General features: G+C 57.6%; 21 protein-coding genes. 8 read left to right on the top strand and 13 right to left on the bottom strand.

Annotated features, from left to right (window positions below; translation table 11 throughout):
- Nucleotides 1-76 precede the first annotated feature (76 nt).
- From BCF11_RS17670 to BCF11_RS17680, 3 genes are read right to left on the bottom strand one after another with little or no spacing between them, the layout of a single operon-like run.
- Nucleotides 77-1,045 carry a GyrI-like domain-containing protein gene (locus BCF11_RS17670; protein ID WP_098495902.1) on the bottom strand — a complete coding sequence of 323 codons (969 nt, stop codon included), beginning with the start codon at nt 1,043-1,045 and terminating at the stop codon, nt 77-79.
- Nucleotides 1,046-1,064: 19 nt separating this feature from the next.
- Nucleotides 1,065-1,673, bottom strand: coding sequence for a LysE family translocator (locus tag BCF11_RS17675; RefSeq protein ID WP_098495903.1), 609 nt, complete (start codon nt 1,671-1,673; stop codon nt 1,065-1,067).
- 40 nt (nt 1,674-1,713) lie between these two features.
- A complete protein-coding gene (locus BCF11_RS17680) occupies nt 1,714-2,286 on the bottom strand; it encodes a TetR/AcrR family transcriptional regulator (protein ID WP_158229222.1) in 573 nt (190 codons plus the stop codon).
- Between the two features lie 109 nt (nt 2,287-2,395).
- Between BCF11_RS17680 and BCF11_RS17685 the strand changes: the two genes are divergently transcribed.
- On the top strand, nt 2,396-3,049 hold the full coding sequence (locus tag BCF11_RS17685) for a hypothetical protein (RefSeq protein ID WP_098495905.1): 654 nt from the start codon (nt 2,396-2,398) through the stop codon (nt 3,047-3,049).
- Here BCF11_RS17685 and BCF11_RS17690 read toward each other — a convergent pair.
- Nucleotides 3,017-4,210 carry an MFS transporter gene (locus BCF11_RS17690; protein WP_199111164.1) on the bottom strand — a complete coding sequence of 398 codons (1,194 nt, stop codon included), beginning with the start codon at nt 4,208-4,210 and terminating at the stop codon, nt 3,017-3,019. The two genes, BCF11_RS17685 and BCF11_RS17690, sit on opposite strands and share 33 nt — an antisense overlap.
- Before the next feature lie 191 nt (nt 4,211-4,401).
- Here BCF11_RS17690 and BCF11_RS17695 point away from each other — a divergent pair, with 191 nt between their 5' ends.
- Nucleotides 4,402-4,863 (top strand): helix-turn-helix domain-containing protein, encoded by a 462-nt coding sequence (locus BCF11_RS17695; protein WP_098495906.1) that lies wholly within the window; start codon nt 4,402-4,404, stop codon nt 4,861-4,863.
- 15 nt (nt 4,864-4,878) lie between these two features.
- On the opposite strand, the gene BCF11_RS17700 is transcribed toward BCF11_RS17695, so the two are convergent.
- The 8 genes from BCF11_RS17700 to BCF11_RS17735 all read right to left on the bottom strand — a co-directional run bounded on the left by BCF11_RS17700 (nt 4,879) and on the right by BCF11_RS17735 (nt 17,398).
- The gene (locus BCF11_RS17700; RefSeq protein ID WP_199110908.1) at nt 4,879-5,505 is read right to left on the bottom strand and encodes a trimeric intracellular cation channel family protein; all 627 of its coding nucleotides are present in this window, start codon (nt 5,503-5,505) and stop codon (nt 4,879-4,881) included.
- A gap of 157 nt (nt 5,506-5,662) precedes the next feature.
- Nucleotides 5,663-7,381, bottom strand: a complete 1,719-nt coding sequence (locus tag BCF11_RS17705) for an ABC transporter ATP-binding protein (protein ID WP_098495907.1) — start codon at nt 7,379-7,381, stop codon at nt 5,663-5,665.
- A gap of 8 nt (nt 7,382-7,389) precedes the next feature.
- A complete protein-coding gene (locus tag BCF11_RS17710) occupies nt 7,390-8,568 on the bottom strand; it encodes an ABC transporter permease (protein ID WP_098495908.1) in 1,179 nt (392 codons plus the stop codon).
- 8 nt (nt 8,569-8,576) lie between these two features.
- A complete protein-coding gene (locus BCF11_RS17715) occupies nt 8,577-9,515 on the bottom strand; it encodes an ABC transporter permease (RefSeq protein WP_098495909.1) in 939 nt (312 codons plus the stop codon).
- A gap of 19 nt (nt 9,516-9,534) precedes the next feature.
- Nucleotides 9,535-11,550, bottom strand: a complete 2,016-nt coding sequence (locus tag BCF11_RS17720) for a M3 family metallopeptidase (RefSeq protein ID WP_098495910.1) — start codon at nt 11,548-11,550, stop codon at nt 9,535-9,537.
- An 87-nt stretch (nt 11,551-11,637) separates the two neighbouring features.
- Nucleotides 11,638-13,386, bottom strand: a complete 1,749-nt coding sequence (locus BCF11_RS17725; RefSeq protein ID WP_233212522.1) for an ABC transporter substrate-binding protein — start codon at nt 13,384-13,386, stop codon at nt 11,638-11,640.
- Between the two features lie 152 nt (nt 13,387-13,538).
- Entirely contained in the window at nt 13,539-15,347 is a 1,809-nt protein-coding gene (locus tag BCF11_RS17730; RefSeq protein WP_098495912.1) for an ABC transporter substrate-binding protein, read from the bottom strand.
- 296 nt (nt 15,348-15,643) lie between these two features.
- Complete coding sequence (locus tag BCF11_RS17735; protein ID WP_233212524.1) at nt 15,644-17,398, bottom strand: ABC transporter substrate-binding protein; 1,755 nt, start codon at nt 17,396-17,398, stop codon at nt 15,644-15,646.
- A 641-nt stretch (nt 17,399-18,039) separates the two neighbouring features.
- Between BCF11_RS17735 and BCF11_RS17740 the strand changes: the two genes are divergently transcribed.
- The 6 genes from BCF11_RS17740 to BCF11_RS17765 all read left to right on the top strand — a co-directional run bounded on the left by BCF11_RS17740 (nt 18,040) and on the right by BCF11_RS17765 (nt 24,902).
- On the top strand, nt 18,040-20,610 hold the full coding sequence (locus BCF11_RS17740) for a TonB-dependent receptor (RefSeq protein ID WP_233212525.1): 2,571 nt from the start codon (nt 18,040-18,042) through the stop codon (nt 20,608-20,610).
- A 314-nt stretch (nt 20,611-20,924) separates the two neighbouring features.
- Complete coding sequence (locus BCF11_RS17745) at nt 20,925-21,581, top strand: energy transducer TonB (RefSeq protein ID WP_098495915.1); 657 nt, start codon at nt 20,925-20,927, stop codon at nt 21,579-21,581.
- Nucleotides 21,582-21,649: 68 nt separating this feature from the next.
- On the top strand, nt 21,650-22,573 hold the full coding sequence (locus BCF11_RS17750) for a MotA/TolQ/ExbB proton channel family protein (protein ID WP_098495916.1): 924 nt from the start codon (nt 21,650-21,652) through the stop codon (nt 22,571-22,573).
- 2 nt (nt 22,574-22,575) lie between these two features.
- Nucleotides 22,576-23,004 (top strand): biopolymer transporter ExbD, encoded by a 429-nt coding sequence (locus BCF11_RS17755; protein ID WP_098495917.1) that lies wholly within the window; start codon nt 22,576-22,578, stop codon nt 23,002-23,004.
- Between the two features lie 95 nt (nt 23,005-23,099).
- Nucleotides 23,100-23,534: a biopolymer transporter ExbD gene (locus BCF11_RS17760; protein ID WP_098495918.1), complete on the top strand. Its 435-nt coding sequence runs from the start codon at nt 23,100-23,102 to the stop codon at nt 23,532-23,534.
- A 93-nt stretch (nt 23,535-23,627) separates the two neighbouring features.
- Nucleotides 23,628-24,902, top strand: coding sequence for a tetratricopeptide repeat protein (locus BCF11_RS17765; protein ID WP_098495919.1), 1,275 nt, complete (start codon nt 23,628-23,630; stop codon nt 24,900-24,902).
- An 88-nt stretch (nt 24,903-24,990) separates the two neighbouring features.
- Here the strand turns inward: BCF11_RS17765 and BCF11_RS17770 are convergent, their stop codons facing one another.
- Nucleotides 24,991-25,215 carry a hypothetical protein gene (locus tag BCF11_RS17770; protein ID WP_098495920.1) on the bottom strand — a complete coding sequence of 75 codons (225 nt, stop codon included), beginning with the start codon at nt 25,213-25,215 and terminating at the stop codon, nt 24,991-24,993.
- Nucleotides 25,216-25,393 lie beyond the last annotated feature (178 nt).

A 25,393-nucleotide genomic window follows, 5' to 3' on the forward strand; every position in this document is an offset into this window, starting at 1 on the left:
TGGATAGCAGTATAGGCCCGAAAGCCGGCCACATGTTTCGTCGTGCGACGAAACGTGCGGCCGGTCCAGCGCTGGTTCAGAGCGACACCACGGGAATGCAGATATCGCATTCGAAGGTGCAGGTTGCCGCGTCGTAAGCGGCGTCTGTCGGGTAGTACTCGAAGCAGGGGCGGGCATCGAGCTGCATGCCGCTGGCTGGCAGCCAGTCGCGCAACAGGCCGGTCCAGCTGTCACCGATATCGCGGCCGGTGCCGCGGTAGCGCGTCATGGCATAGCTGCCGCCGGGGATGACGGTGGTGAAGCAGGGGCCGCTGGCGACAAAACCGGCTGGCACTTCGACACAGGCATCGTAGCGGCATTTGTCGGCGCTGGTGATGCCGGGATCATCGTGGCTGATGCCGTAACGCGGCTTACCGAACAGGTTGTTGGTTGCCATCCAGGGGCTGACTACCTTGTCCCAGAATTCCGAGATCGGCTGGCCGTAGGGGCCGATGTAGCGCAGGTAGGCGATCTTGACTTCGGGTCGTTGAATCACTTGGACTTTCATGGGAATCTCCATAACGGGTTGTCGGGAGTTCTCATGATCGGCCATGTCATCGTCGTTTTCCTGATCCTGCTTGCGATGCAGCTGACCAGGATTGCTTTTCTGCGCCTCGTCCTGCCTGCGTATCGCCTCAAGCTGGCTTGCCCAGCGGCCGGCCTGCCCCTGGCGCCACTCGGTGGCGGTGCAGCCGAAGCGGCCCTTGAATGCGCGCGCAAACGCTTCCGCCGAACCGAAGCCCACCGACAAGGCAATATCCAGCACAGGTACTCCCGGCTGGGCGATCAGCCGCAATGCGGCTACTTCAAGCCGGCGCCGGCGCAGGTAGTCGCCGAAGGTCTCGCCCATCCAGGCGGCGAACAGGCGGTGGAAATGAAATGCAGAGAAGTGTGCAACTTCGGCCAGCATGCTCAGTTCCAGGACCTGGTCCAGGTGCTGGTCGATATGCTCCTGCACCTTGTGCATGCGCCTTGCATAAATGGCCTGGTTTTCTTGCGAGCCCATGGTCTGTGCCGCCTGTCTGTCAGCGTGTCGCCAGCATGATGCCGACGCCGACCATCATGCCGCCCGAGGCGCGGTCGAGGTTGGCCTTGGCGCGCGGCGAGCGGAACATCTTGCGCGCCAGCTCGCCCAGCCAGCCATAAGCCAGCACGATCACCAGCATCACGCTGACGATGATGGCGCACAGGATCAGGTAGCTGGACCAGGTGATGCCGGCGACATTGATCACGCCCGGCAGCAGCGCCATGTAAAAAGCGATCGCCAGCGGATTGGTGATGGTCATCGCCAGTCCGAGTCCGATCTCGATGCCGGCGCTTGCTGTGGGCGCATCTGCGGCGGCTGCCAATGCTTTGCCGGCTTTGCGCCATTTTTTGATACCCAGCCATACCAGATAAGCTGCGCCCGCATATTTCAAGGTGACGAATGCCGGTCCGAGAACTGCGAGCAGGGCGCTCAGGCCGATCAGCGCCGCGCTCAGCATGATCAGCTTGCCGGCAATGATTCCGCTCGCCAGCGGCAAGCTGCTGCGCAAGCCGCCGCCAATGGAGCGCGACAGCAGGGCCGCGATTTCAGGCCCGGGCAGTGCTGCCGAGGCGGCAAAGGCGAACAGGAAAATCAGGTACTGGGTCATGTGCATATCCTCGATACGGCTGTAGTAAAAACAGGGTGCTTCACAAGGTTTTTTTGGTAAATGCAGTGGTGCAAAGCTCGGTAAAAATAGACTGCATTTCCGAGGGCGTCTGCTGCATGCCATTCTCGCTCCACCATGCCAATACAGTGAACAAGGACGCTGAAATGAAGCGTCCGTGCAGGCTGACCGGCAATTCCTCGCGGGCGTCGAGGATGGCGCTCAGCCTTCGCTCCAGTATTTCTTGCGCCATGCGCGATACCGCCGGGCCGCCTGCGCCGTTCATCAGTGCTGAGTACATTTGCGGCGCCTCGCGCAGATGAGCGAACAGCCCGGTTGCATCCAGTAGCCCCGGCAGCTCCGTCGATAGCAAGATGTGGCGCTCCAGAACGCCTTCCAGCTGGCTACGGAGCAGTTCGTCCTTGCTGTCGAAATGGGCGTAAAACGTGCCTCTGCCGACGGCTGCCTTTTTTGCAATATCGCTGACGCGGATAGCGTCGTACGAACGCCGCAGCAAGAGCGTGGTCAGGGCGGCATTGATATCGTGGCGGCTGCGGCGCGAACGCAGATCCACGTGTTCCTGAACAGAAGCAGATTTTTGTTCGATATCAGACATAAATTTAGACTTGTCCATTGAAGTCACGCGGCTTTGACGAAATACTCGTGGCTCCTATGTTATCGCAAAGCAACCCCATCCTCCCTTTTGTTCAACTGGAAAGGTAAATATGACGAATCAACGAATTCATTCGGCAGCCCTGATTATCGGCATGCTGGCTGGCCTCCTTACCATGGCGATTCACCCGACCAGCTTGGATTTGCATGCTTCGGCAGAATCCATCACGCATGTCAATCACATCAATACCGTGACGCATATACTCGGCCTGGCAAGCATTCCGGTCACTTTGCTGGGAGCTTTTGGAATATCCAGTCGCATTGGCTGGAACCACATCAGTGGACTAAGCGCGTTCATTGTCTATTGTTTTGCGTCGATAGCCGTCATGCTGGCGGCGGTGGCTGACGGCCTGATCGCTTCCAGCCTGGCTCAGGAAGCGATCAACGTCGACGACAGCAAGCGGCAATTGCTGATGATGGCGCTGCATTACAATTTTCAGCTGAACCAGGCGCTGGCGAAAGTGTATGTCGCCGGCTCATCATGTGCATTTATCCTGTGGTCGATAGCGCTGACACGTTTAGGAAAAAATACAAGAGTCCTCGGCATCGTCGGCGGCGTTGTCGGACTGTGCGGGCTGATTGTTGTGCTGGGCGGGCACATCCAGATGAATGCACATGGATTCGGCCTGGTTGTCCTGGTACAAGCAATCTGGATTGTGCTGGTCGCCGTCTGGCTATTTAGGGAAACTCCGCTTGAGGCGAGGTAAAGTCACTCCCCAAAACAGCAGCGCCAGCAGGCTGACGATCGCCCCGAGCAGGCACACGCCGCTCCAGCCCGCGGCGGCATACATGCTGGTAGACAGGATTGCGCCGGCGCCGCTGCCGACAGTGTAAAACAGCATGTAGCAGGCTACCAGACGGCTATGCGCCGCCGGCTGGGTCTGGAAAATCATGCTTTGATTGACGACATGGATTGCCTGCCCGCCCATGTCCAGCAGCACAATGCCCAGCGTCAGCGCCCACAGGCTGTGGGGCATGAGCGCGAGCGCTAGCCAGGATGCCAGCAGCAATAGCAAGGCCACGCCGGTGGTGCGCTGGCCGTGGCCGCGATCGGCCCAGCGGCCGGCGCGTGTTGTGGCAAGCGCGCCGAGCACGCCGACCAGGCCGAAGGCGCCGATCGCGGCGTGCGAGAAAGAGTAGGGCGGGGCGCTCAAGGGCAGCACCAGCGCGGTCCAGAAGATGCTGAAGGCGGCAAACATCAGCATCGCCAGCAAGCCGCGGATCTGCAGCACCCGTTCCGTTGCCAGCATGATAAACATCGAGCTTATCAATCTGAAATAAGAGAGACGCTCCGCCGCCGCCTGTGCCGGCAGTACGCGCCACAACACCAGCAGCATCAGCAATGCCGTCGCCGCCGACACAAAGTAGACCGCGCGCCAGCCGGACAGATCGGCTACCAAGCCGGCCACGCTACGCGCCAGCAGCAATCCAATCACCACACCGCCTTGTGCTGCGCCCACCACGCGGCCGCGTTGCGCCGGCGCCGCCGCGCTGGCGGCATAGGCGATCAAGCCTTGCGTCATGGCGGTGCCGAGCAGGCCCGTACCCAGCATGCCTGCCAGCAGCGCGACCGGGGAGGAAGCCAGGCCGACAGCGGCCAAGGTCGCGCATAGAAGGCATAGCTGCACGATGATCAGGCGGCGCCGGTTCACCAGGTCGCCCAGCGGAACCACCAGCAGTAATGCCAGCGCGCAGCCGACCTGGGTGACGGTGACGACTATGCCGATGCTAGCCTGGCTGAAGCCGAAGTCCAGCGCCAGGGCGTCGAGCAGAGGCTGGGCGTAGTAGACGTTTGCCACGCTGAGGGCGCAGGCAACTGCAAACAGCAGCACCAGTCCGCCGCTCAGCGTGGGTGAGGGAAGCGGCATCGGATGGAAGGCGGCGCTTTCCGTCATGCTCAATTCCAGGCCGCCGTACTGGCTGGAGGGGAGCGCTTGTTTGTGGTTCGGCATGGTAAGTCCTTGTTTGAAACTGGTTTTAAATTAAAACCATTGAAGTTTATGTTTTCTGGTTTTAAAATGCAACTAGTGAGGACGCAAAAATATTCCTGAGGACACGCATGGCCAAGAGAAAGAGTTTGAAAGGCGACAGCTGCCCGGTAGCCAGGTCGCTGGACGTGGTGGGCGACCGCTGGTCGCTATTGATCATCCGCGATGCCTTCGACGGCATGCGCCGTTTCGGCGAATTCCAGAAAAGCCTGGGCGTAGCCCGCAATATCCTGGCCGACCGCCTGCAGACGCTGGTAGCCGAGGGCATCCTGGAAGCAGGGCCGGCCGCGGACGGCAGCGCATATCAGGAGTACCTGCTCACTACCAAAGGCGAGGGGCTGTTCATGGTGGTGGTGGGTTTGCGCCAGTGGGGCGAAAAACATCTGTTCGGCAAAGGCGAAGCGCACTCCCGGATGATAGAGAGCGCCAGCGGCAAGCCGCTCCAGAAATTGGAATTGCGCTCACGCGACGGCCATCTGCTGGGGCCATCGGATACGCTGGTGCGCAAGGTCGGCAGCGAAGCAGGCGGCTGAGCGCTTGTCCGTGTCTCAGGCGCGCGGCAGATGCCAGCCGCGCGATACCGCCACCATGCGCAGCGTAAAGCAAGCCACGCCGCCAACGAACGCGGCAGCACCGGGCGACAGGCCGAGGCGGCGTGCGGCCAGCACCACGAACGCGCCAAAGAAGGCTGCGGTGGCGTAGATGTCCACCTGCAGCACCGCCGGCACGCGCGACAGCAGGATATCTCGCAGCACGCCGCCGCCGACCGCGGTGACGGTTCCCATCAGCATGGCGATGAACGGCCGGATGCCGAACAGGATGGCTTTCTCGACGCCGGCCACGGCGAACAGGGCCAGGCCGGCGGCATCCAGCACCAGCATCCATTCCGGTGGAAATGCCTGTACCGTCGAATGAAAGACAAAGGTAAAGAAGCCGGCCAGGAAAGTCAGCACCGGATAACGCCAGTCGCGGATCGCATTCGGCGGCGTGGCCCCTATCAGCAGATCGCGGATAACGCCGCCACCCAAGGCGGCGACGAACGAGATCACCATCACGCCCAGCAGGTCGAGGCCGCCGCGCATCGCGCTCAATGCGCCTTCGATGGCAAACACCAGGGTGCCGATCAGATCGGCAGCCACAACAATGGTTTCCGCCTTGAGCTTGATTTTGTACATGGAACTGTTCCCTTCGTTAATGCTGGCACGCTATAACGAAAAAATCGGCGCGTCAATTACTCCATGTGCGTAACGTGCGTAAACGGGAACGAGGTGCAAACCGCGCCTTGCAGCGCTGCTTGCACCCCGTTCATGGTCTCGGCGAGAGACCGGCGGCCTAGTTCTGCAGGCCGCGCGGAATCGCGCTCAACAACTGGCGCGTGTAGGCATGCGTCGGGTTGTGATAGAGCTCGTCCGAGTTGGCCAACTCCACTACTTTACCCTGATGCATCACCATTACCTGGTCGGCCAGGTATTTGACTACCGACAGATCATGCGAGATGAAGATGTAGCTCATGCCGAACTCTTCCTGCAAGTCTTGCAGCAGGTTCAGCACCTGCGCCTGCACCGAGACGTCCAGCGCCGACACCGATTCGTCGCACACCAGGATTTCCGGACGCAGGGTCAGGCAGCGCGCAATTGCGATACGCTGCCGCTGGCCGCCCGAGAATTCGTGCGGATAGCGGTGGTAGGCCTGCTGCGGCAAACCGACCTTTTGCAGCAGCTGCATCGCCATTTCGGTGCGCTCGTTGTCATCGCTGCCGATCTGGTGGATGCGCATCGGCTCCAGCAGGATCTGGCCGATGGTGAAACGCGGATTGAGCGAGGCGTAGGGGTTCTGGAAGATGATCTGGATGCGGCGCTTGTAGGCCATGAAATCCTTGTTGGACATGCCGATGATGTCCTTGCCTTCGAACAGCGCCTGGCCGGACGTCGCCTGGTGCAAGCGCATCAGGGTCAGGCCGACCGTGGTCTTGCCGGAACCGGATTCGCCCACCACGCCGAGGGTCTTGCCGCGCGCCAGCTTGAAGGAGACATCTTGCACCGCCTTGAATTCCTTGCGGCCGAACAGGCCTTCGCGGAAATAGAAGCTCTTGCCCAGGTTGCGCACGTCCAGCAAGGTATCTTCCTGGCCGCTGCAGCCGCGCGTGCGTTCGCGCAGATCGAGGTCGGCGCCATTGTGGCCGTTCATGTAGTCGCTGATCACCGGCAAGCGCCATGGACGGGTGTCGAGCGAAGGGCGACACATCAGCAAAGCCTTGGTGTAGGGATCCTGCGGCGCTTCGAAGATTTGCCGCACATCGCCTTTTTCCCGCACTTCGCCATGCCGCATGACGATCACTTCGTCCGCGATTTCACCGACCAGCGCCAGGTCATGGGTGATGAACAGCACCGACATCTTGTGGCGCTTGCGCAGCGCTTCGATGAGGTCGATGATCTGTTTCTGGATGGTGACGTCCAGCGCGGTGGTTGGTTCATCGGCAATCAGCAGCTTCGGTTCGCAGGCAATCGCCATGGCGATCATCACGCGCTGCTGCTGGCCGCCCGACATCTGGCTCGGATAGGCGTCGATCTTGGTGGCCGGCGAGGGAATCCCGACTTCTTCCAGCAGGGCGATGGCGCGGGCTCGTGCCTGCTTGGCGTTCATGCCCATATGCAGCTGCAGCACTTCGCCGATCTGGAAGCCGACCGTGAAGACCGGATTGAGCGAGGTCATCGGCTCCTGGAAAATCATCGAGATTTCCTTGCCGCACATGTCGCGCCGCTCATCCGGCGACATCGCCAGCAGGTTGCGGCCTTCGAACTCGATCACGCTGGTAGGAGCGATGCTGGAGTTATCCTTCGGCAGCAGACCCATCACGGCCAGCGAACTGACCGATTTGCCGCTGCCCGATTCACCGACCAGGGCCACGGTGGTGTTGTGCGGAATGTCGAAGGAGACGCCCTTGACGGTTTCCACCATGGTCTTCTTGTCGCTGCGGAAACTCACGCGGAGGTCGCGCACGCGCAGAAGTGGATGCGCGCTGTCTTGCTTGTTGTGGTTACTGGAATCCATGATGTCTCCTATTTCAGCTTCGGATCGAGGGCGTCGCGCAGCGCATCGGTGAACAGCGAGAACGCCGTCACCAGGATCGCCATGGCGATACTCGCAGCCGCCAGCTGCCACCACTTACCCAGAATTAATTCGTTTTGCGCTTCGTTCAGCATGCTGCCCCAGGAGACGACGCCGACCGGCACGCCGAAACCGAGGAAGCTCAAGATCACTTCCGATTTGATGAAGCCGACTACCGAGATCGACAGCTGCACCAGCGAGACGTGGCTGACGTTAGGGAAGATATGGCCGAACATCTTGCTCCAGTGGCTGGCGCCGATGGCGTCCGCCGCCATCACGTATTCGCGCGACTTGTGCTTCATGTATTCGGCTCGGATCAGGCGGTAGGTGCCGGTCCAGCCGGTCAGGCCGAGAATCAACACGATCGCCGTCACGCCCTTTTGCTGCAGCACCGCGGCCACTGCCAGGATCAGCAGCAGGTAGGGGATGGAAGTGAAGATGCTGTAGAACCAGTTGAAAGCATCGTCGATCCAGCCGCCGAAGTAGCCGGAGACGGCGCCGAAAATGGTGCCGAGTGCGACCGCCAGCAAGGCCGAGACCAGGCCGACGATGATCGAGGTTTCCGCGCCCTTGATGGTTTTCTTGATGATGTCGTGACCCCACTTGTCGGCGCCGAACGGCAGCGTCTGCTTGCGGATCAGGGTGGCGCTGCTGCCTTTCTTGGCCAGCTCAGCGCGGATTTCAGCCATTTCAGCAGCGAGCGGGTCGGCGATGCCGTAGTCGTTGGCGATCACCGGCGGCGGTGCTGCCGCCGTGCCGCTCTTGCGCAGATCGCGCAAGATGTCGCGCAGCGGATCGACCGGGTTTTCCGGCGGCGGCGCTTCCACCACCGCATCGTTGTCGGCAAAGCCGCGTTCGGCGTCGCTTTGCGCACCGAGGAAAGTCGGCGGCGCGTAGTTGACGCCGATTTCTTTCGACCAGTCGCTGGCGATCAGGCCGCTGGCAGACAGCGCCAGCATGGCCAGGTAAAGGCCGACCACGGCCATCGCCGCCATCGCCACGTGGTCGGCGCGCAGGCGGCGCCAGGCCAGGGCCCACAGGCCTGGGGAATGAGTCTGGGGAACAGCATTGAGAGCTACTGTGCTTGCCGGCGCCGCTTGGGTAGGGGCCGAATGTATACTTTGAGTCATGGCGGCTCCTACTTCAGTTGAACGCGTGGGTCGACGGCTTGGTACAGCAAGTCAGTCAACAGGTTGAATATCATGGTGGCGGCGGCGACATAGATCGTGATCGCCTTGATCACCGGGAAATCGCTGCGTTCAACCGCCAGTATCACTTCGCGGCCGATGCCTGGAATCGAGAAGAAGCGCTCGATCAGGAAGGCGCCGATCAGCAGGGCCGGCAGGTTCGACATGACGTTGGTGATGATCGGGATCGCGGCGTTGCGCAATACGTGCACCCACAGGATGCGGCGTTCCTTGACGCCCTTGGCGCGCGCGGTGCGGACGTAGTCCTGGTTGACTTCGTCAAGCACGAAAGTACGGTACAGGCGCAGGCTAGGGGCGATACTCACCGCCAGCATGATCAGGATTGGCAGGGCCGAGTAGTGGAACAGGTTTTCCCAGAAGCTGTTGCCCCAGCCTTGCACCGGGAACATGCCGAGCTTGTAGGCGAACCAGTACTGGAACAGAATGATGTAGACAAGAATACTGATCGACATGCCGACGGTGCAAGCCACCATCACCATGCGGTCGGTCTTGGAGCCGCGCACGAAGGCCACGGCCAGCGCCAGCGCCACGGCGATCAGGGTTTCCAGGATGGTCAGCGGGATCAGCACGGTCATGGACGGGCCGAGGCGGGTCAGGATCACGTTGGCGACAGATTCACCGGTGCTCCAGCTGGTGCCGAAGTTGAAGGTGACGATCTGCTTGATGAAGATCCACAGCTGGATGTAGTAAGGCTGGTCGATGCCGAGCTGGGTGCGGATGTTGGCGATCTGTTGCGGGTTCGACATTTTCCCTGCCAGGATGTAGGCCGGGTCGCCCCCGACCCAGTTGAACAGGAAAAATACCAGTACGATAACGCCGAGCATGGTCGGCAGCATTTGCCAGAGTCGGCGCAGGATATAAGCGGTCATGATGGTTCCTTAGTCTGGCTTAATGCAGGCGCTGGCCTGAAATTTCGTCAAAGAATGCCTTGCTGTTCGGCTCGCGGCCGAGGAAGCTGCTGACCATCTCGCCGGCCGGCTTTTCAGCGCCGCGCGCGAGGATGTCGTTACGATACAGATGGCCGACTTCCGGATTCATCAGCTTGCCGTTGTAGCGCGACAGCATGTCCAGCGCCAGCACTTCCGACCACATGTAGCCATAGTAACCGGCTGCGTAGCCGCCCATCAGGTGGCCGAACTGGCCAGGGAATTCGGTGCCGGGGACATAGCCCAGCGGCGTCGCGCCTTCCATCTGCTGCCAGACTGCCAGCGGCTGTTCTTTGTCCGCCTTGTTGTTGTGGACGCTCATGTCGTAGCTCGCGTACAGCAGCTGGCGCGCATAGCGTATGCCGCGGCCGTAGTTGTGGGCAGCGGTCAGGCGTGCCAGCAGGGCGTCGTCGATGGTCGGGCAGGCGGTCTTGCAGAAACCGGCCAGCAGGGTCAGCGATTCTTTGCGGCGGGCCCACTCTTCATACATCTGCGAAGGCGCTTCGACGAAGTCGAGTTCGACGTTGGTGCCGGCTTGCGCCACGTATTTGGTGTGCGACAGCACGCCGTGCAGGACGTGGCCGAATTCGTGCACCAGGGTTTCCAGTTCGTCGCTGTTCAAGCCGTTGCGGTCGAGGTTGGTGACCAGGGTCGAGACCGGGGTGCGATGGGCCAGCGTGCTGACGCCGCGCGTGCCCCAGGCGGCGGCATGGCCGTACTTGCCTTCGCGCGGATAGAGGTCGAGATAGATGCCGGCGATACGTTCTTTGCTCTTGCCGTCGATGACGTCGTAGTACTGGACTTCAGGGTCCCACACCGGTACTTGCACGCGTTTGAATTCGACGCCGTACAAGGCGCCGGAGACATGCAGGATCCAAGGCACTGCTGCTTCGCTAGGGAAGTACTTGCGCAGGGCTTCCTGGTCGACGTTGTAGCGCGCCTGCTTGATCTTCTGCTGCCAGTAATCCGCATCCCAGCGTTCCAGTTTGGTGTCGGCCAGCGGTGTCTTCAGGGTTTCCGATTTGAACACGCGCAGTTCTTCGATTTCCTTGAGTTCCAGCTGGGTGACCGCGGTCTGTACTTCACTCAGGAATTTTTCCACGGTTTGCGGATTCTTGACCATGCGGCGGCGCGTTACCAGATCAGCATAGCTTGGCAGGTCGAACAGGCCGGCCATTTCATGGCGCAGGTCCATGGCCTGTTTCAGGATCTCCAGGTTCTTCGGCGTGCCGTGGTTGGCGAAGGCAATCTGGTAGCGGCGGCGCGCATCGCTGTTATCCGCCGATTCCATGAACGGCTTGTAATCCGGGTATTCGAAGCCGAGCAGGTAGTTGCCTTTGTCGTCGCGCTTGGCGCGCGCCAGGTAAGCGGCAGGCATGCCTTGTAGTTCGGCCGGAGTGAAAGTCAGTTTCTGGTTGTTGTCGCGGATATTGCGCGCGAATTCCTGGCTCAGCTCGCCCAGCTTGTCGAGGATTTCCTTCATGCGGGCGCGCTTTTCAGGCGGCAGGGAAACGCCGGTGTCGTCGAAGCTGTACAGGATGTCCTGGCGCAGTTTCTGTTCGACAGGGTCGGTCGGCTGGATCGCCTTGAAGCGGGCGTACAGCTTCTCGCTTTGCAGCAGGTCGGTGGCGAACTTGTTGGTTTCGATCAGGCAGGCTTCAGTGGTGCTGCGGACTTTGGCGTCCGGTGAAACGTTGTTGAGGATATCGACCGGGCCTTGCAGGTCTTCCAGCGCGATTTGCAGATCGTTCCATTCGGTCAGCACTTTCTTGCTGTCTTTGGCGTGGGCCGGCGGCAGTTTCTCCAGCGTGGCGACGCGCTTGCGCAGGCCGTCCAGGGTGTTGCTGCAGAGAGTGGGGATCTGATCCGCCTGCAACAGCGGTATCAAGGGCCGCTGTGCGCCTTGGGCGACTGCCTGGTTCATCATCAGCGTGAAGAACGCTGTGGTGACCGGCAAGAAAAGTGACGATGTTTTCATGCATTACCTCAAATATGGGCCGAGTGAAAATTAACAGTGATTGGGAAGGGCGGCGGGAGGCGCTTTGCCATCCCGCTGCGCGGTATTTTATTTAGTGCGTTTTTCGATATCGAAATACATCCATTCGGTAGGCATGACCGGATGCTTCTTGTAGCCGATCACACGCGGCTGCGCGATCATGTTGCGGTAGCGGGCATAGCCGATGCGCGCCGGCGCATCGACTTCCAGGATGCGCGCCATCTTGTGATACAAGACATCGCGTTCCGGACCGGCCGGCATTTTTTGCGAGGCGGCGTAGAGCACGTCGTATTCGGGAATCTTGACGCAGCCATTGTTGTTCTGGTAGATGTTCGGACCGTAGAACAGCTGCATGAAGTTATCGCCGTCCGGATAGTCGGCAATCCATGGCGAGGTACGCGTTTGTATCTGGCATTCTTTTTCCGCCTTGAGCAGGTCGGGGAAGGTTTTCAGGTCGCCGACCATGCGGATGTGGATGGTGTCGTAGGTCTTCTTCCACATTTCCGATTGCTGCTGACCATTGGAGTCGGCGCGCGCGGTATAGCGTATCGTCAGCGGCTTGCCGTCCGGCAGGGTGCGGTAGCCATCCTTGCCGATCTTGTAGCCGAACTTGTCGAGCAGGGCGTTGGCCACTTCCGGTTCGTACTGGATGCTGCTCTTGTAATTCGGGTCGTAGCCGACCACGCCTGGCGGGATCGGGTATTCCAGCGGAATTCCTTCGTCGTTCCAGACTACCTTCAGTTCTTCACGGACGTTATGCGCCATGGCGATGGCGCGGCGCAGGGCGATTTTTTCCTTGCTCATGCCGCCCAGCACCGGATCTTGCATATTCCAGTAGAAATAGCTGATTTCAGGATCGACGATGCGCGACAGCTGCACGCCGCGCTTGACGAATTCCGGCTTCAGCTTGCCGCCGCTCATGACTTGCGGCGCCAGCGGGCCTTGCAATTCGGTGATGTCGACTTCGTCGCCTTCGAACGCCAGCAGGCGCGACTGGTCTTCCACCATCACGCTGATTTCAACGCGGCCGATTTGCGGCATGCGCTTGCCCTTCATCTTGGCCACGATGGCAGCATCGCCAGGGTCAGTGCTAGGCTGGAAATCCCAGGTGTAGCCGCGGTAGTCCGGATTGGCGGTCAACACCATGCGCGCGCCGCGTACCCATTGGCTCAGGATGTAAGGGCCGGTACCGACCGGGTGCGCCATCACGGTGCCTTGGGCATCGCGGTATTTTTCGATGACTTCACGCGCCACGGCGCTGGTTGGCTGGTGCGCCAGGATCATGCCGAGGTTGAAGTCGGGTTGCTTCAAATGGATACGCAGGGTATAGCGGTCCAGCAGTTCGAAACCGGGGACGTTGGCATCGTAGTCGAAATGGCCGGTTTTCTTGGCTTGCGCGGCGACTTCGTCGAGGCCGACCACTTTGCCTTCCAGCAGCCAGGTTTGCGGCGAAGCCAGTTGCGGATCGAACAGGCGTTTCCACGCATAGACGAAATCGCCCATGGTCAGTTCGCGCTTCTTGCCGTTGAACACCGGATCATCGGCAAAGTAGATGCCTTTTTTCAGGTGGATGGTGTAAGTCATGCCGTCGGTGCTGACTTCCGGCAGGGCGGCTGCCGCCGAAGGCATCAGCTTGGCCGGGCGCGCCAGGTATTCGTAGGCGAACAGCGTTTCAAACACCGACTGATTCACCAGCTGCGAATAAAGGTCGCGCGTCACGGCCGGATCGAAACCGGTTTCCGGCGCCACGAAGACGAAGCGCAATACCTTGTCGGGATCAGCTGGCGAAATCGGCGCCGCCGCGGCCGATGCATGCATCGGCAGGGCACACGCTAAACACGCAACCAATATCCCGCGTAACCAAAGCGAGTTCATACCATTTGTCTCCTTCATAAATCTTTAGCGGTGGGGCTGCGGCAGGCGTTCGGCTTGCCGGAGCAGGGTGTCTTGTTAATTACTGAGTAGGCGGCTTAATGTTTGTCGACGTCGATGTACTGCCATTCGGCGTGCAGGATCGGGTGCTTCTTGAAGCCTTTGACCCATGGCCGCGCCAGCCAGCTGCGAATGCGGGTGGTGTTCACCACCAGCGCCGAGTCTGCTTCCATCTGCCGATTCATCTGCAGATAGAGCTGGTTGCGCTCAGGGCCGGGCGGCAAGGCAACGGCTTTTTCATACAGTGCGTCGTAGGTTGGTGAGCTATAGCAGCCATGATTGCCCTGGCCGACATTCGGGCCATACAGCAATTGCATGAAATTCTGGCCTTCTGGATAGTCAGCATTCCAGGCGGCGCCCCACAGCATCAGTTTGCACTGGGTGGCGGCTTTCAGGTTGTCAGCGAAATTGTTGATGATGAATTCAGAACGGATGCCGATCTTGTCCAGACCGCGTTTCCACAGCTCTGACATTTCCTGGTAGAACACAGCTTGTTCACGGGTAAATTTCAGCAGCAGCGGCTTACCGTCCGGCATGGTGCGGTAACCGTCGGCGCCACGCTTGTAGCCGAAATGATCCAGCAGCTTGTTTGCCAGTACCGGATCGTAGGCGACGCTGTTGCGATAGGTCGGATCGTAGCCGACAACGCCGGGCGGAATGAACATTTCCAGCTTGGTGGCCTGGCCGTTGCGCAAGATGGAGACTTCCTGCTTGTTGTCGTACACCATGGCGATTGCGCGCCGCAGGGCAATCCTGTCGAGGCTGTTGCCGCCTATGGTCGGATCCTTGTGGTTCATGACGGTGTAGGTGACGCCGGCGTCAACCACGCGCTGCAGCTGGATGCCTTGTTCGGCGTATTCCGGCTTCAGCTTGTCCCCATCCAATACTGTTGGGGCTGCCAGTTGCGGCATTTTGTCGAAGTCGATCTGCTTGCCCTGGAACGCCAGCCAGCGCGATTGCTCTTCTTCGATGATATTGATCTCGACCCTGCCGACCTGGGGCATTCTCTTGCCCTGCATGTCCTTGACGATTTGCTTGTCAGTAGCGTCGGAGGAAGGCTTGAAGTCCCAGGTAAAGCCCCGGTACTCAGGGTTGGCGACCAATACGATCTTGCTGCGCGGGACATAGGTTTGCAGCATGTACGGGCCGGTGCCGACCGGGTGCTGTCCGCTTTGCTGGCCGTAGGTGCTGATGACTTCCTGTGCCACCGCGCCGAAGGCGGAATAGGCCATGATGTTCAGGAAGTTGTAATCCTTGGCGTTGAGGGTGACGCGCAGGGTATAGCGGTCTGGCGCCTGCAAGCCGGCGACCGGGGTATCGTAATTGAAATGGCCGCTTTTTTGCGCCTGGGCGGCGAGGTCGTCGAGGCCGACGATCTTACCCGCGAGGAAACTCGCGTGTACCGAACGGCTTTGCGGATCGAGAACGCGCTTGAATGTGTATATATAGTCTTCGGCGGTCAGTTCTCTGCGCACGCCCTTGAAGGCCGGGTCGGGAGAAAAAAAGATGCCTTTTTTGATATGGAAGGTATAGGTTTTACCGTCTTCACTGATTTCCGGCATGGCTTCCGCGGTTTGCGGCACCAGTTTGGCCGGCCTGGCCAGATAGTCATAGGTGAGCAGGGTTTCGTAGATGACTTCGCTGACCCAGCCGGAATAGAAATTGGCGGTTCTGATCATGTCGAAGCCGTCGTCCGCGGCTTCGAAACCCATCTTGATCACTTTCGTCGGGTCGGCCGGGTTGGTGCTGGTGGCAGCGCTGGCGCTCCCCGCAAACGCCGCGACAACCAGCATTTGCCCTATCAATACTTTTTTAAAGCCAAGCAGATTCGATAATTTACGATGCATTTTCATTGCCTTTTGAGCAGGTGATTATTTTCTTGTGCTTAAGATTGCTTATCTTCAGCCAAAATAGTGTCATTTCCAATGACGTCGCGCACTATAGCGGGTAGCGAATGCGCGACTGGTACTGTTTTTTGCTTAGCAATCCATCAAGATGAAATAGTGTACGCCTGCTCTGCTTAGTTGAAACCTGTTCATGTGGGTTGTCTCCTGTTTTGTTTAGTTTTGGGGCCGATGACGGCCGTACGTTCCAGGTTAAGGCGGCATACTACAGAATCCCGCGCAAAAAGATAGATAGGCGCTCAGTGTTTTTCAACATCGAGATACTCCCAGTCGGCCTGCAGGATAGGGTGACGCTTGAAGCCCTTGACCCATGGCCGTATCATCCAGTTGCGCAAACGCGACGTTGTCAGCACCCAGGCGGTATCGGCTTCCATCTGCCTGCTCATGTCGATATACAGCTGGTTGCGCTCCGGTCCCGGCGGCAGCGCCTTGGCCTTGACATACAGGGCGTCATAGGCCGGCGAGCTATAGCAGCCGTTATTGCCTTGTCCCACGTTCGGGCCGTACAGCAGCTGCATGAAGTTGTCGCCTTCAGGATAGTCCGCAGTCCACGAGCCGTTCCACATCATCAGTTTGCATTCAGTCGCCGCCTTCAGGTTGTCAGCAAAATTGCTGACCTTGAATTCGACGCGAATGCCGATTTTATCGAGTCCGCGCTTCCATATTTCCGAGAAAACCGTGCTGATCGCGCTGGCTTCCGTTGCAATTTTTAAAGTCAGCGGCTTGCCGTCGGGCAGGGTGCGGTAACCATCGGCCCCACGCTTGTAGCCAAAGTGGTCAAGCAATTTGTTTGCCAGTACCGGATCGTAGGCAATGCTGTTGCGGTAGCTGGGGTCATGGCCAAGCACGCCTTCGGGTATCGCCATTTGCGCTTTCACCGCCAGGCCCAGGCGCGCCTGGCTTATTTCATCGTCGATGTTGTAAGCCATCGCGATTGCCCGCCGCAGGGCGTTCTTTTCAAGGCTGCTGCCGCCGATCAAGGGGTCTTTGAAGTTGAGGAAGGTGTAGACCACCCCCGCTTCCGTGATGGTGTCGAGGCGGATGCCTTCATCGATGAACGATTGCTTCAGCTTTTTGCCATCGAGAACGGTAGGGGCGGCTGCCTGGGGCAGGTAATCAAAATCGATCTGCTTGCCCTGGAACGCCAGCCAGCGCGATTGTTCTTCTTCGATGATGTTGACCTCGACGCGGCCGACCTGGGGCATTTTCTTGCCTTTCATGTCGTGCACCAGCTGGTCATCCCAGGCCGAGCCGGACGATTTGAAGTCCCAGGTGTAGCCGCGGTATTCGGGATTGGCGACCAATACGATTTTGCTGCGCGGTACGTATTGTTCCAGCATGTAGGGGCCGGTACCGACCGGATGGGCTGGGGTGCGATCGCCATAGGCATCCACCACTTCGCGCACCTGCGCGCCCAGGCCGACGAATGCCATGATGTACAGGAAGTTGTAGTCCGGGGCGTTGAGCGTTATCCGCAGGGTGTAGCGGTCAGGTGTCTGCAAGCCGCTGAGCGGGGCGTCGTAGTCGAATTTTCCGGTTTTCTTCGCCGAGGCAATCAGTTCGTCCATGCCGGCGATCTTGCCTTGCAATACGTTGGCAGAGGGAGAGCGGTTCTTCGGATCGAGGAAACGCTTAAAGGTATACGCATAGTCTGCGGCAGTCAGTTCGCGGCGTACCCCCTTGAAAGCAGGGTCAGGGGCAAAATAAATCCCCTTCTTGATGTGGAAAACATAGGTCTTGCCGCCATCGCTGACTTCCGGCATGGCTTCCGCCGTTCCGGGGATCAGTTTGGATGGGCGCGCCAGATAGTCGTAAGTCAGCAAGCGTTCAAAAATGGCCTCGCCTACCCATGCGGAATAGGCGTTGTAGGTGTGCACCAGATCGAAGCCGTCATCCGCAGCCTGCAAAGCCACACGCACCACTTTGGATGGATCCGCCGGATTATTGCCAGCTTGAGCAGGAAGTGCTGCACCTGCGATGCACGAAATGAGCATTATTGGTGCAATGCACGATTGCGTAATTTGCTTAAAGTTCCACATAATCCAGTCTCTATTTTCTTGCCACGGGGCAGTTAAATGTTCCGCATTCTAGGCCTAAACAGCCCGCGAAATGGCGTAGTTTCGCCATTAAATCGATCTATGTGACTTTACTTATACTTATATGCGTATTTGTTATTTGGCGTATATAAGCAACAGTTCGCAGGCGTTGCCCAAATTAAATGCTGTTTTTATTTTTTTTAGGATACACTATTTTAGCTGCATTAAAACCTGTGGCATATTTTTTGCTTGTAGTCTTCAGTGGAAATGTTTCTGGCAAACAATTACAAATTGGTACCAGAAGGATGACCATGTAGCACTGTTTTACTCGCGAAAGAAATCTGCTTTTTGGTCGTTGTTGTGCAAAAGATTTTTGACGCATCGCTCAGAAGGCGATTAACAAATCGTACTTAGATTTACTACAAAAACTTAAATTTCAACTCTAACTTTTACCCATAGGGAGTTTGGTTATGATGAAGGAACGGGGATTGCCACGTTCGCTGCGACTGATGTTTTCAGGCGGCGTAGCTGTTGGGCTAGGTCTGTTGGCCCATTCAGTGCAGGCGCAGGAGACAAAGACGGACGATGCTCCACAACAAATGCAACGAGTCGAAATTACTGGCTCATCGATTAAGCGGGTTGCCTCCGAAGGCGCTTCGCCAATCACAACGATTAAAGCCGACGATTTTGTCAAGACCGGCGCTACTACAGCCGCTGAAGTCTTGTCCAGCATCTCGGGCAATCAAACTCAATTCACAGCCTCTTCCAACGTCGGCGCCGGCAAGACCGTAGGTTCTTCCGCCGACTTGCGTGGTCTGGGCTCCAACAAGACACTGGTGCTGCTGAATGGTCGTCGCCTGGCGAATGCCGCGTTTGACGGTTCAGCAGTCGACTTGAACGTGATACCAATTGCAGCGCTGGACCGCGTCGAAGTTCTGCGCGACGGTGCGTCCGCGGTTTACGGTACCGATGCTATCGGCGGCGTAATCAACTTCATCACCAAGCGTTCGTACACCGGCCTCAACCTGAGCGCCGAAGGCATCCTGCCGCAACAAGCCGGCGCTGCTGAAAAACGTTTCAACCTGTCGGGCGGCATGGGCGATCTGGACAAAGACGGCTACAACTTCTTTGGCGTGATCGACTACCACACACAGAATGCCGTCAAGGCGGCTGACCGCAGTTTTGCGGCAAAAGGCGGCCAGAACCCTGGCATCGGCCTGAATACCGGCAGCGCGAATGCGATGCCAGGTAACTACACCGATATCAACAGCGGCACATTTACCAATCCGTACGCCGGGACGCCAAACTGCAGCAATCCTCCTTATGCCTATAACGCTAAAGGCGGTATCTGCCGTTACAACACCCAGGCAGCTATCGGTATCGTGCCAAAGACAGAAGAAATTGCTGTCTTGGGCAAGGGCAGTTTCAAGTTGAACGCGGACAATACCGCATCGGTCGAATACCTGCATTCCGAAAGCAAGATCAAGACTTACATTGCTCCTGACGTTTTCTCCAGCGCGAATTATGACGGCGGCAGCGGCGATTACGTGATCAATCCGAACAGCCGTTACTATCCTGGCAATGGCATCACGCCAGGTACAGCCAGCGGCGGTCCGCTGGCGCTGAACTGGCGCTCCCAGGCTACCGGCGGTCGCGTTACAGAGTCCAAAAACACTACCGATCGTCTGTTGCTGAGCCTGGATGGCACAGTCGCCGGCTGGGACTACAAGACCGGTCTGGCCTATGCAATGAGCAAGGCTAACGACAATCTGGTCCGCGGTTACCTGAACAACGACCTGGTTAAAGCCGGCATGTTGAGCGGCGTCATCAATCCGTTTGGTGCGCAGGATGCAGCTGGTCAAGCCTATCTGAATAATGCCCAGGTAAAGGGTATTTATGAAGATGCGAAGACGACAGTCACGACTCTGGACTTCACTGCCAGCCGTGAATTGTTCCAATTGCCAGCAGGTGGCGTTGGTTTCGCTTTCGGTGGCGAACTGCGTAAGGAAAAGGCAAACTTCAACGTCGACCACGACGTCGCCAATCTGTCGGAAAGCACCGGTTCTTCGACAGCCCAGTCTTCGTCGGGCAGCCGTAACGTCAAGGCGGTGTTTACCGAGTTGAACGTGCCTATCTTCAAAACCCTCGAGGCGAACTTTGCTGCTCGCTACGACAACTACAGCGATGTAGGCGGCACGCTCAATCCTAAGGCTTCCTTGCGCTGGCAGCCAGCCAAGCAGCTGATGTTCCGCACCACCTACAGCACCGGTTTCCGCGCTCCGAGCCTGTACGAACTGCATGATCCAAACTCGACGACCTATACACAAAGCGCTTACAACGACCCAGTTTTGTGCCCAGGCGGCAACGTAGGTGCAGGTGGCAATGCTTCGCGCGATTGTAACCAGCAGTTTTTCCGTTTCATCGGTGGCAACACCAATCTGCAACCGGAAAAATCGACTTCGTTCACGTTGGGTATGGTGGCTGAGCCGTTGCCGAACGTCACGACATCGGTCGACTATTTCAACATCAAGATCAAGAACCAGATCTCCGTGATCTCGGAACAAGATATTTTTGCTGATCCAGTCAAGTACGCAGCGAACTTCGTCCGCAATGCCGATGGTTCCCTGAAATACATCCTTGATACCAACGTCAATCTGGGCAACATCCATACCTCCGGTTTCGACCTGGGCTTTGCATGGCGTCTGCCGAAGACTACATTGGGCGATTTCGGCCTGTCGCTGGATGGTACTTACATCACCCAGTACGACTATCAGACTGAAGCTGGCGGCGCTTACCAGAACAATCTGGCGGTCTATGCCAACGGCGGTCCGATTTTCCGCTGGCGTCATACAGCAACATTGAACTGGGCCAAGGGTCCTTGGAATGCGATGTTGCAACAGGTGTACTCGACTGGTTACCGCGATCAAAACGGCGGCCTGATCGACAAGCAGCACAACACCCACGAAGTCGGCTCTTATACACGTTACAACGTGTCAGCTTCCTACACTGGCTTCAAGAACCTGACCTTGACTGCCGGTATCAAGAATCTGTTGAACACCGACCCACCATCGTCTAACGTCACCGATAACTTCCAATATGGTTACGATGCACGTTACGGTGACCCAATTGGCCGTGCGTTCTTCGTCCGCGCCAACTATCAATTCTTCTGATAGCGGGAATCGATTGGCTTAAGTACTATTCGTAAGCAAACCACCTGGGAAGTTTCCAGGTGGTTTTGGCTTTTCCGAATACGTAAGTTAAGTAGCATCTTTCTGCTGTTTTGGGAGTCATTGATGTAGTATTTATAGATGCGCTTAAATTAGGTGATGGTAGATTGGTATCTTTGTAGGTTTTGCAATGAAAATACCGGAATAGCTCACCATGGTTGGTATGGTTTTTGCGTTATCGTATTTGGGCTGTAGTTCACTCATCAGATTGCAGGCAGTTCTGGCAATTGAATAATGTAGTATCGGAGGAAAGAGGCATGGATTTCACGCAGGATGGGAGAAACCCTTCCAAGAATGTAGTTGGCATCAGCGTGGTGGTTCTTCTGCATGTAGCTCTAGTTTATGCGCTGGTTACCGGGCTCGCCCGTAAAGTTGTTGAAGTGATTCAGCAACCGGTCGAAACCAAGATCATCGAGGAGATCAAGCCGCCACCACCGCCACCACCACCGGACAAGCCGGTACCGCCGCCGCCAAAATCGGTTGCGCCGCCGCCACCGTTCGTACCTCCACCCGAGGTAAAGGTAACGCCGCCGCCACAGGAAAATGTGATTGCTGCCGTCACCAACGTCAAACCGCCGACCAACGATTTGCCGACGTCCGTAGCACAACCGTCGACTACCGGCGAGTCAGGCCCACCCGCCCATACCAGCGCCAAAATTGCTGGGAATTGCGAAAAGCCGGAGTATCCAAGAACTTCCTTGCGTAATGAAGAAGAGGGTACTGTGACTGTCAGACTGACGATTGGCGCTGATGGCAACGTGATTGATTCTTCTGTTGAAAAAGGCAGTGGTTTCAAGGATCTGGACAGAGCCACGGTGAAAGCCTGGAGCCTGTGCCATTTCACCCCGGCCATGGCCGACGGTAAACCCGTGCAGTCAACGACAAAAATGCAGTATGTCTGGAAGCTCGAATAATCGACGTGTAGAACCCCTACTTTGTCCGTTATCCTAGCAATCTAATTTATCAAATTTGGAGTATTAGTATGTCTATCACTCGTAATCGCTTATCCGCCCTGGCTGCCGCTCTGATGATCTCCGCTGTGACGATCTCGCCGCTGGCCGCAATCGCCCAGACACCAGCCGCAGCATCCGCTGCCGCTTCCGCACCGGCTGCTGCCGACGCGCCTAAAGCTGCTGATACTGCAGCAGCGTCGCTGGCCGACACCCCAACCCCGCCGCCGGCTCCGGCCTCCAAGGAAACCGTCGACAATCCATACGGCCTGGACGCCCTGTGGAAAGGCGGCGACTTCGTTGCCCGCGGCACCCTGATCATCCTGGTCCTGATGTCGATGGGCAGCTGGTACATCATCATCACCAAGCTGATCGAGCAAGTGAAATTGATGGGCCAGGCTAACAACGCCAAGAAAACATTCTGGAAAGCCGGTACGGTTGAGGCAGGCGTCGCCGGCCTCAAGCCAAACAGCGCTTACCGCTTCATCGCTGAAAACGGCGTGAACTCCACCCATCACCACGACGGCGCCTTGCTGGAACAGATCGACCTGAACACCTGGGTCACCATGTCGATCCAGCGTTCGGTCGAAAAAGTGCAAAGCCGCCTGCAAGACGGCCTGGCATTCCTGGCAACCGTCGGTTCGACTGCACCGTTCGTTGGTCTGTTCGGTACCGTCTGGGGTATTTACCACGCGCTGACAGCGATCGGTATCGCCGGCCAGGCGTCGATCGACAAGGTTGCCGGTCCGGTCGGTGAAGCGCTGATCATGACCGCGATCGGTCTGGCAGTGGCTGTGCCTGCGGTTCTGGGTTACAACTGGCTGGTCCGCCGCAACAAGAGCGCAATGGAAGAAATCCGTTCGTTCAGTGCTGACCTGCACTCGGTCCTGCTGAGCGGCGTGATGTCCTCGAGCTCGGCTGTCCAGGTTGCCCATATCAACAAAAAGGTTGGCTAATCATGGCGATGTCACTCGGCTCTCCCGATGGGGATGAAGACGAAGTGATCGGCACGATCAACACGACGCCGCTGGTCGACGTCATGCTGGTCTTGCTGATCATCTTCCTGATCACGATCCCGGTGGTGACACATACGATTCCAGTGAAGCTGCCGAACGAATTCGACGAACCTTATAAAACCAAGCCAGAGAACATCAACCTGGCGGTGAATAAGCAAGGCGACATGTTCTGGAACGAGCAACTGGTGCCGAATACCGCGACTTTGCTGTCGAAACTGAAGGAAGTGGCAGTAGAAGTGCCACAACCGGAACTGCATATCCGCGGCGATCAGCAAACCAAGTATGAATACATCGGCAAGGTGATCCTGACTGCGCAGCGGGCAGGGATCGCCAAGATCGGGTTCATTACCGAACCGCCTGCACGCAACTGATCTGTGGGAGGCGGAGTTCACGCGGCGCTGAAGAGGGCCGCATGACTCTGCCTTCAACCGACTACGCAGGAAGTCTCAAATATTAGGAGCATCAAATGGGTATGAATGTGGGCTCATCCGGCGGCAACGCCAATGATCCGGAACCGATGATGGAAATGAACATGACGCCGCTGATTGACGTCATGCTGGTGCTGATCATCATGCTGATCATCACGATTCCGATCCAGAATCATGCGATCAAGCTGAACATGCCGACCGGTAATCCGCCGCCGCCATTGGCTCTGCCAGTGGTCGACACGGTGGATATCGATCCGAGCGGCACGGTGATGTGGAACGGTACGCCGATGGCCAACCGCGCAGAGCTGGAAGACCGTCTGAAAACGGTGGTCGCCGGCGGCAATATCGATGAAGTGCATCTGCGTCCGAACAAGCTGGTGGAGTACAAGTCGGTGGCTGCCGTGATGGCGTCGGCGCAGCGGCTGGGCGTCACCAAGATCGGCATCGTTGGCAACGAGCAGTTCATGGAGTAACAAATAGGTTTGGTTTTTCGCACCAGGCAATAGGCAGGTTTAGGGTTACGCCCTGGAACCTGCCTATTTTCGTTTTCGATTGAAAGAATAGCTATGTCCAAATTACGCTTCGCTCCCATGTTTGTGTTGCTGGCCGCAGTCGGCCTCAACGCGACGCTTCCTGTTTTAGGCCTTACTCAAAGCGCTTATGCCGCCGACGATGCCGACAAGGCGAAAGCCGAAACCGTGCGCCAGGAAATCGGCCTGCCGCTGCAGGCGGCACAGGCCCTGATCAAAGAACAAAAGTACAAGGAAGCGCTGGCAAAGATAGCGGAAACGGACGCTGTCGGCGACAAGACGCCATTTGAAATCTACTCGATTGACCGCATGCGCGGCGCTGCCGCGGCCAGCGCCGGCGACATCCCGCTGGCAGGAAAATCGTTTGAAGCGGTGATCGCTTCCGGACGCCTGGCTCCTGCGGAGCAGGCCAAGATCGTCAAGGCGCTGGGCAACCTGTATTACGAAGCACAAAATTATCCGAAAGCCATTGAGTGGCTGTCGCGTTCCCAGAAAGAGGGCGACAACGATCCGGCAACACATACTCTGCTGATCCAGTCGTACTATCTGAGTAACGACATTCCCCGCGCCACCAGCGAACTGCAGGCAGTGATTGCCGCTGATGAAGCTGCGGGCCGGGCACCGAGCGAAATCAACCTGAAGCTGTTGATCAGCTGCGCATTGAAGAGTAACGACAAGGTCGCTTATCTGGCCGTCCTGGAGAAGCTGAACACCTATTATCCGAAGAAAGAATACTGGGCCGATTTGCTCAACAAGGTACAGTCCAAGCCAGGCTTTTCCGACCGCCTGGTGCTCGACGTTTATCGTTTGAAAGCGGCCACGATCCAGCTGCAAACCAGCACTGAATTCACCGATATGGCGCAACTGGCCCTGCTGGCAGGTTTCCCTGCGGAAGCCAAGAAAGTCATGGACCAGGGTTACCAGGCCGGCCTGTTGGGAAGCGGTTCGGATGCCGCCAAACAGAAGCGTCTGCGCGACCAGGCCAACAAGGCTGCAGCCGACGACCTGAAAACCATGGCGCAAAGCGAAGCCTCGGTATCCAGTTCCAAGGAAGGCACAGGGCAGATTAATCTCGGTTACGCGCTAGTGACTGCAGGCCAGTTCGACAAGGGCCTGGCGCTGATGGAAGACGGTTTGAAAAAGAGTGGCTTGAAGCGTAGCGAAGACGCCAAATTGCATCTGGGGATTGCTTATCAGATGGCCGGCCAGAAGGAAAAGGCGATCCAGGCTTTCAAGACTGTCCAGGGCGCGGATGGCGTTGCCGACCTGGCGCGCTTGTGGGTAATGCAGGTCAATCGTCCGGTGAATTAAGCGCACCGTATGGCGATACAAAAAAAGAGCTGTTTGCATGGTCTGCAACAGCTCTTTTTTATTCACTACCGCTTTTTAAAGCAGACTCTTAATCTTTAGGACCTCTGGGAGCAACTGGAAACACCATGTCTCTGGCCTGCTCCGGCGACATGGTTTGTACGCCCGACGATTTGGCTTGCTTGGTCGGCAGATTACTGCCCGTCGTGTACACGGCTTCCTGCGGCACGTAAGAAGCACCGTCCGGCTCGCTGGAAGGTGCAGCGCAGGCAGCAATCAAGGGCAGGGCAAAGGCGCAAATCAGTAGTGTTTTCATGGCGTTTTTCTTTGTCTCTAAAAGTTGGGTATGGGTGTCTGTTGAATACAGATCGACATGCGCTACAGTATGTTACATACTAGAATTGCAAGATAGCATAGTTGCTATTAAAAAAGTTAACGTAACGCAAAAAAATCATCGCCCGCTTATCCGCGAGCGCCTGATGACGGCATGACTC

The organism is Collimonas sp. PA-H2, assembly GCF_002564105.1.
Classification (GTDB): Bacteria; Pseudomonadota; Gammaproteobacteria; order Burkholderiales; family Burkholderiaceae_D; genus Collimonas.

Excerpts from the sequence above, each read along its gene's own strand:
- BCF11_RS17670 (WP_098495902.1), bottom strand. The coding sequence starts at position 1,045 with ATGGGCTCGCAAGAAAACCAGGCCATTTATGCAAGGCGCATGCACAAG.
- BCF11_RS17675 (WP_098495903.1), bottom strand. The coding sequence starts at position 1,673 with ATGACCCAGTACCTGATTTTCCTGTTCGCCTTTGCCGCCTCGGCAGCA.
- BCF11_RS17680 (WP_158229222.1), bottom strand. The coding sequence starts at position 2,286 with ATGTCTGATATCGAACAAAAATCTGCTTCTGTTCAGGAACACGTGGAT.
- BCF11_RS17685 (WP_098495905.1), top strand. The coding sequence starts at position 2,396 with ATGACGAATCAACGAATTCATTCGGCAGCCCTGATTATCGGCATGCTG.
- BCF11_RS17690 (WP_199111164.1), bottom strand. The coding sequence starts at position 4,210 with ATGCCGCTTCCCTCACCCACGCTGAGCGGCGGACTGGTGCTGCTGTTT.
- BCF11_RS17695 (WP_098495906.1), top strand. The coding sequence starts at position 4,402 with ATGGCCAAGAGAAAGAGTTTGAAAGGCGACAGCTGCCCGGTAGCCAGG.
- BCF11_RS17700 (WP_199110908.1), bottom strand. The coding sequence starts at position 5,505 with ATGTACAAAATCAAGCTCAAGGCGGAAACCATTGTTGTGGCTGCCGAT.
- BCF11_RS17705 (WP_098495907.1), bottom strand. The coding sequence starts at position 7,381 with ATGGATTCCAGTAACCACAACAAGCAAGACAGCGCGCATCCACTTCTG.
- BCF11_RS17710 (WP_098495908.1), bottom strand. The coding sequence starts at position 8,568 with ATGACTCAAAGTATACATTCGGCCCCTACCCAAGCGGCGCCGGCAAGC.
- BCF11_RS17715 (WP_098495909.1), bottom strand. The coding sequence starts at position 9,515 with ATGACCGCTTATATCCTGCGCCGACTCTGGCAAATGCTGCCGACCATG.
- BCF11_RS17720 (WP_098495910.1), bottom strand. The coding sequence starts at position 11,550 with ATGAAAACATCGTCACTTTTCTTGCCGGTCACCACAGCGTTCTTCACG.
- BCF11_RS17725 (WP_233212522.1), bottom strand. The coding sequence starts at position 13,386 with ATGCATGCATCGGCCGCGGCGGCGCCGATTTCGCCAGCTGATCCCGAC.
- BCF11_RS17730 (WP_098495912.1), bottom strand. The coding sequence starts at position 15,347 with ATGCATCGTAAATTATCGAATCTGCTTGGCTTTAAAAAAGTATTGATA.
- BCF11_RS17735 (WP_233212524.1), bottom strand. The coding sequence starts at position 17,398 with ATGCTCATTTCGTGCATCGCAGGTGCAGCACTTCCTGCTCAAGCTGGC.
- BCF11_RS17740 (WP_233212525.1), top strand. The coding sequence starts at position 18,040 with ATGCAACGAGTCGAAATTACTGGCTCATCGATTAAGCGGGTTGCCTCC.
- BCF11_RS17745 (WP_098495915.1), top strand. The coding sequence starts at position 20,925 with ATGGATTTCACGCAGGATGGGAGAAACCCTTCCAAGAATGTAGTTGGC.
- BCF11_RS17750 (WP_098495916.1), top strand. The coding sequence starts at position 21,650 with ATGTCTATCACTCGTAATCGCTTATCCGCCCTGGCTGCCGCTCTGATG.
- BCF11_RS17755 (WP_098495917.1), top strand. The coding sequence starts at position 22,576 with ATGGCGATGTCACTCGGCTCTCCCGATGGGGATGAAGACGAAGTGATC.
- BCF11_RS17760 (WP_098495918.1), top strand. The coding sequence starts at position 23,100 with ATGGGTATGAATGTGGGCTCATCCGGCGGCAACGCCAATGATCCGGAA.
- BCF11_RS17765 (WP_098495919.1), top strand. The coding sequence starts at position 23,628 with ATGTCCAAATTACGCTTCGCTCCCATGTTTGTGTTGCTGGCCGCAGTC.
- BCF11_RS17770 (WP_098495920.1), bottom strand. The coding sequence starts at position 25,215 with ATGAAAACACTACTGATTTGCGCCTTTGCCCTGCCCTTGATTGCTGCC.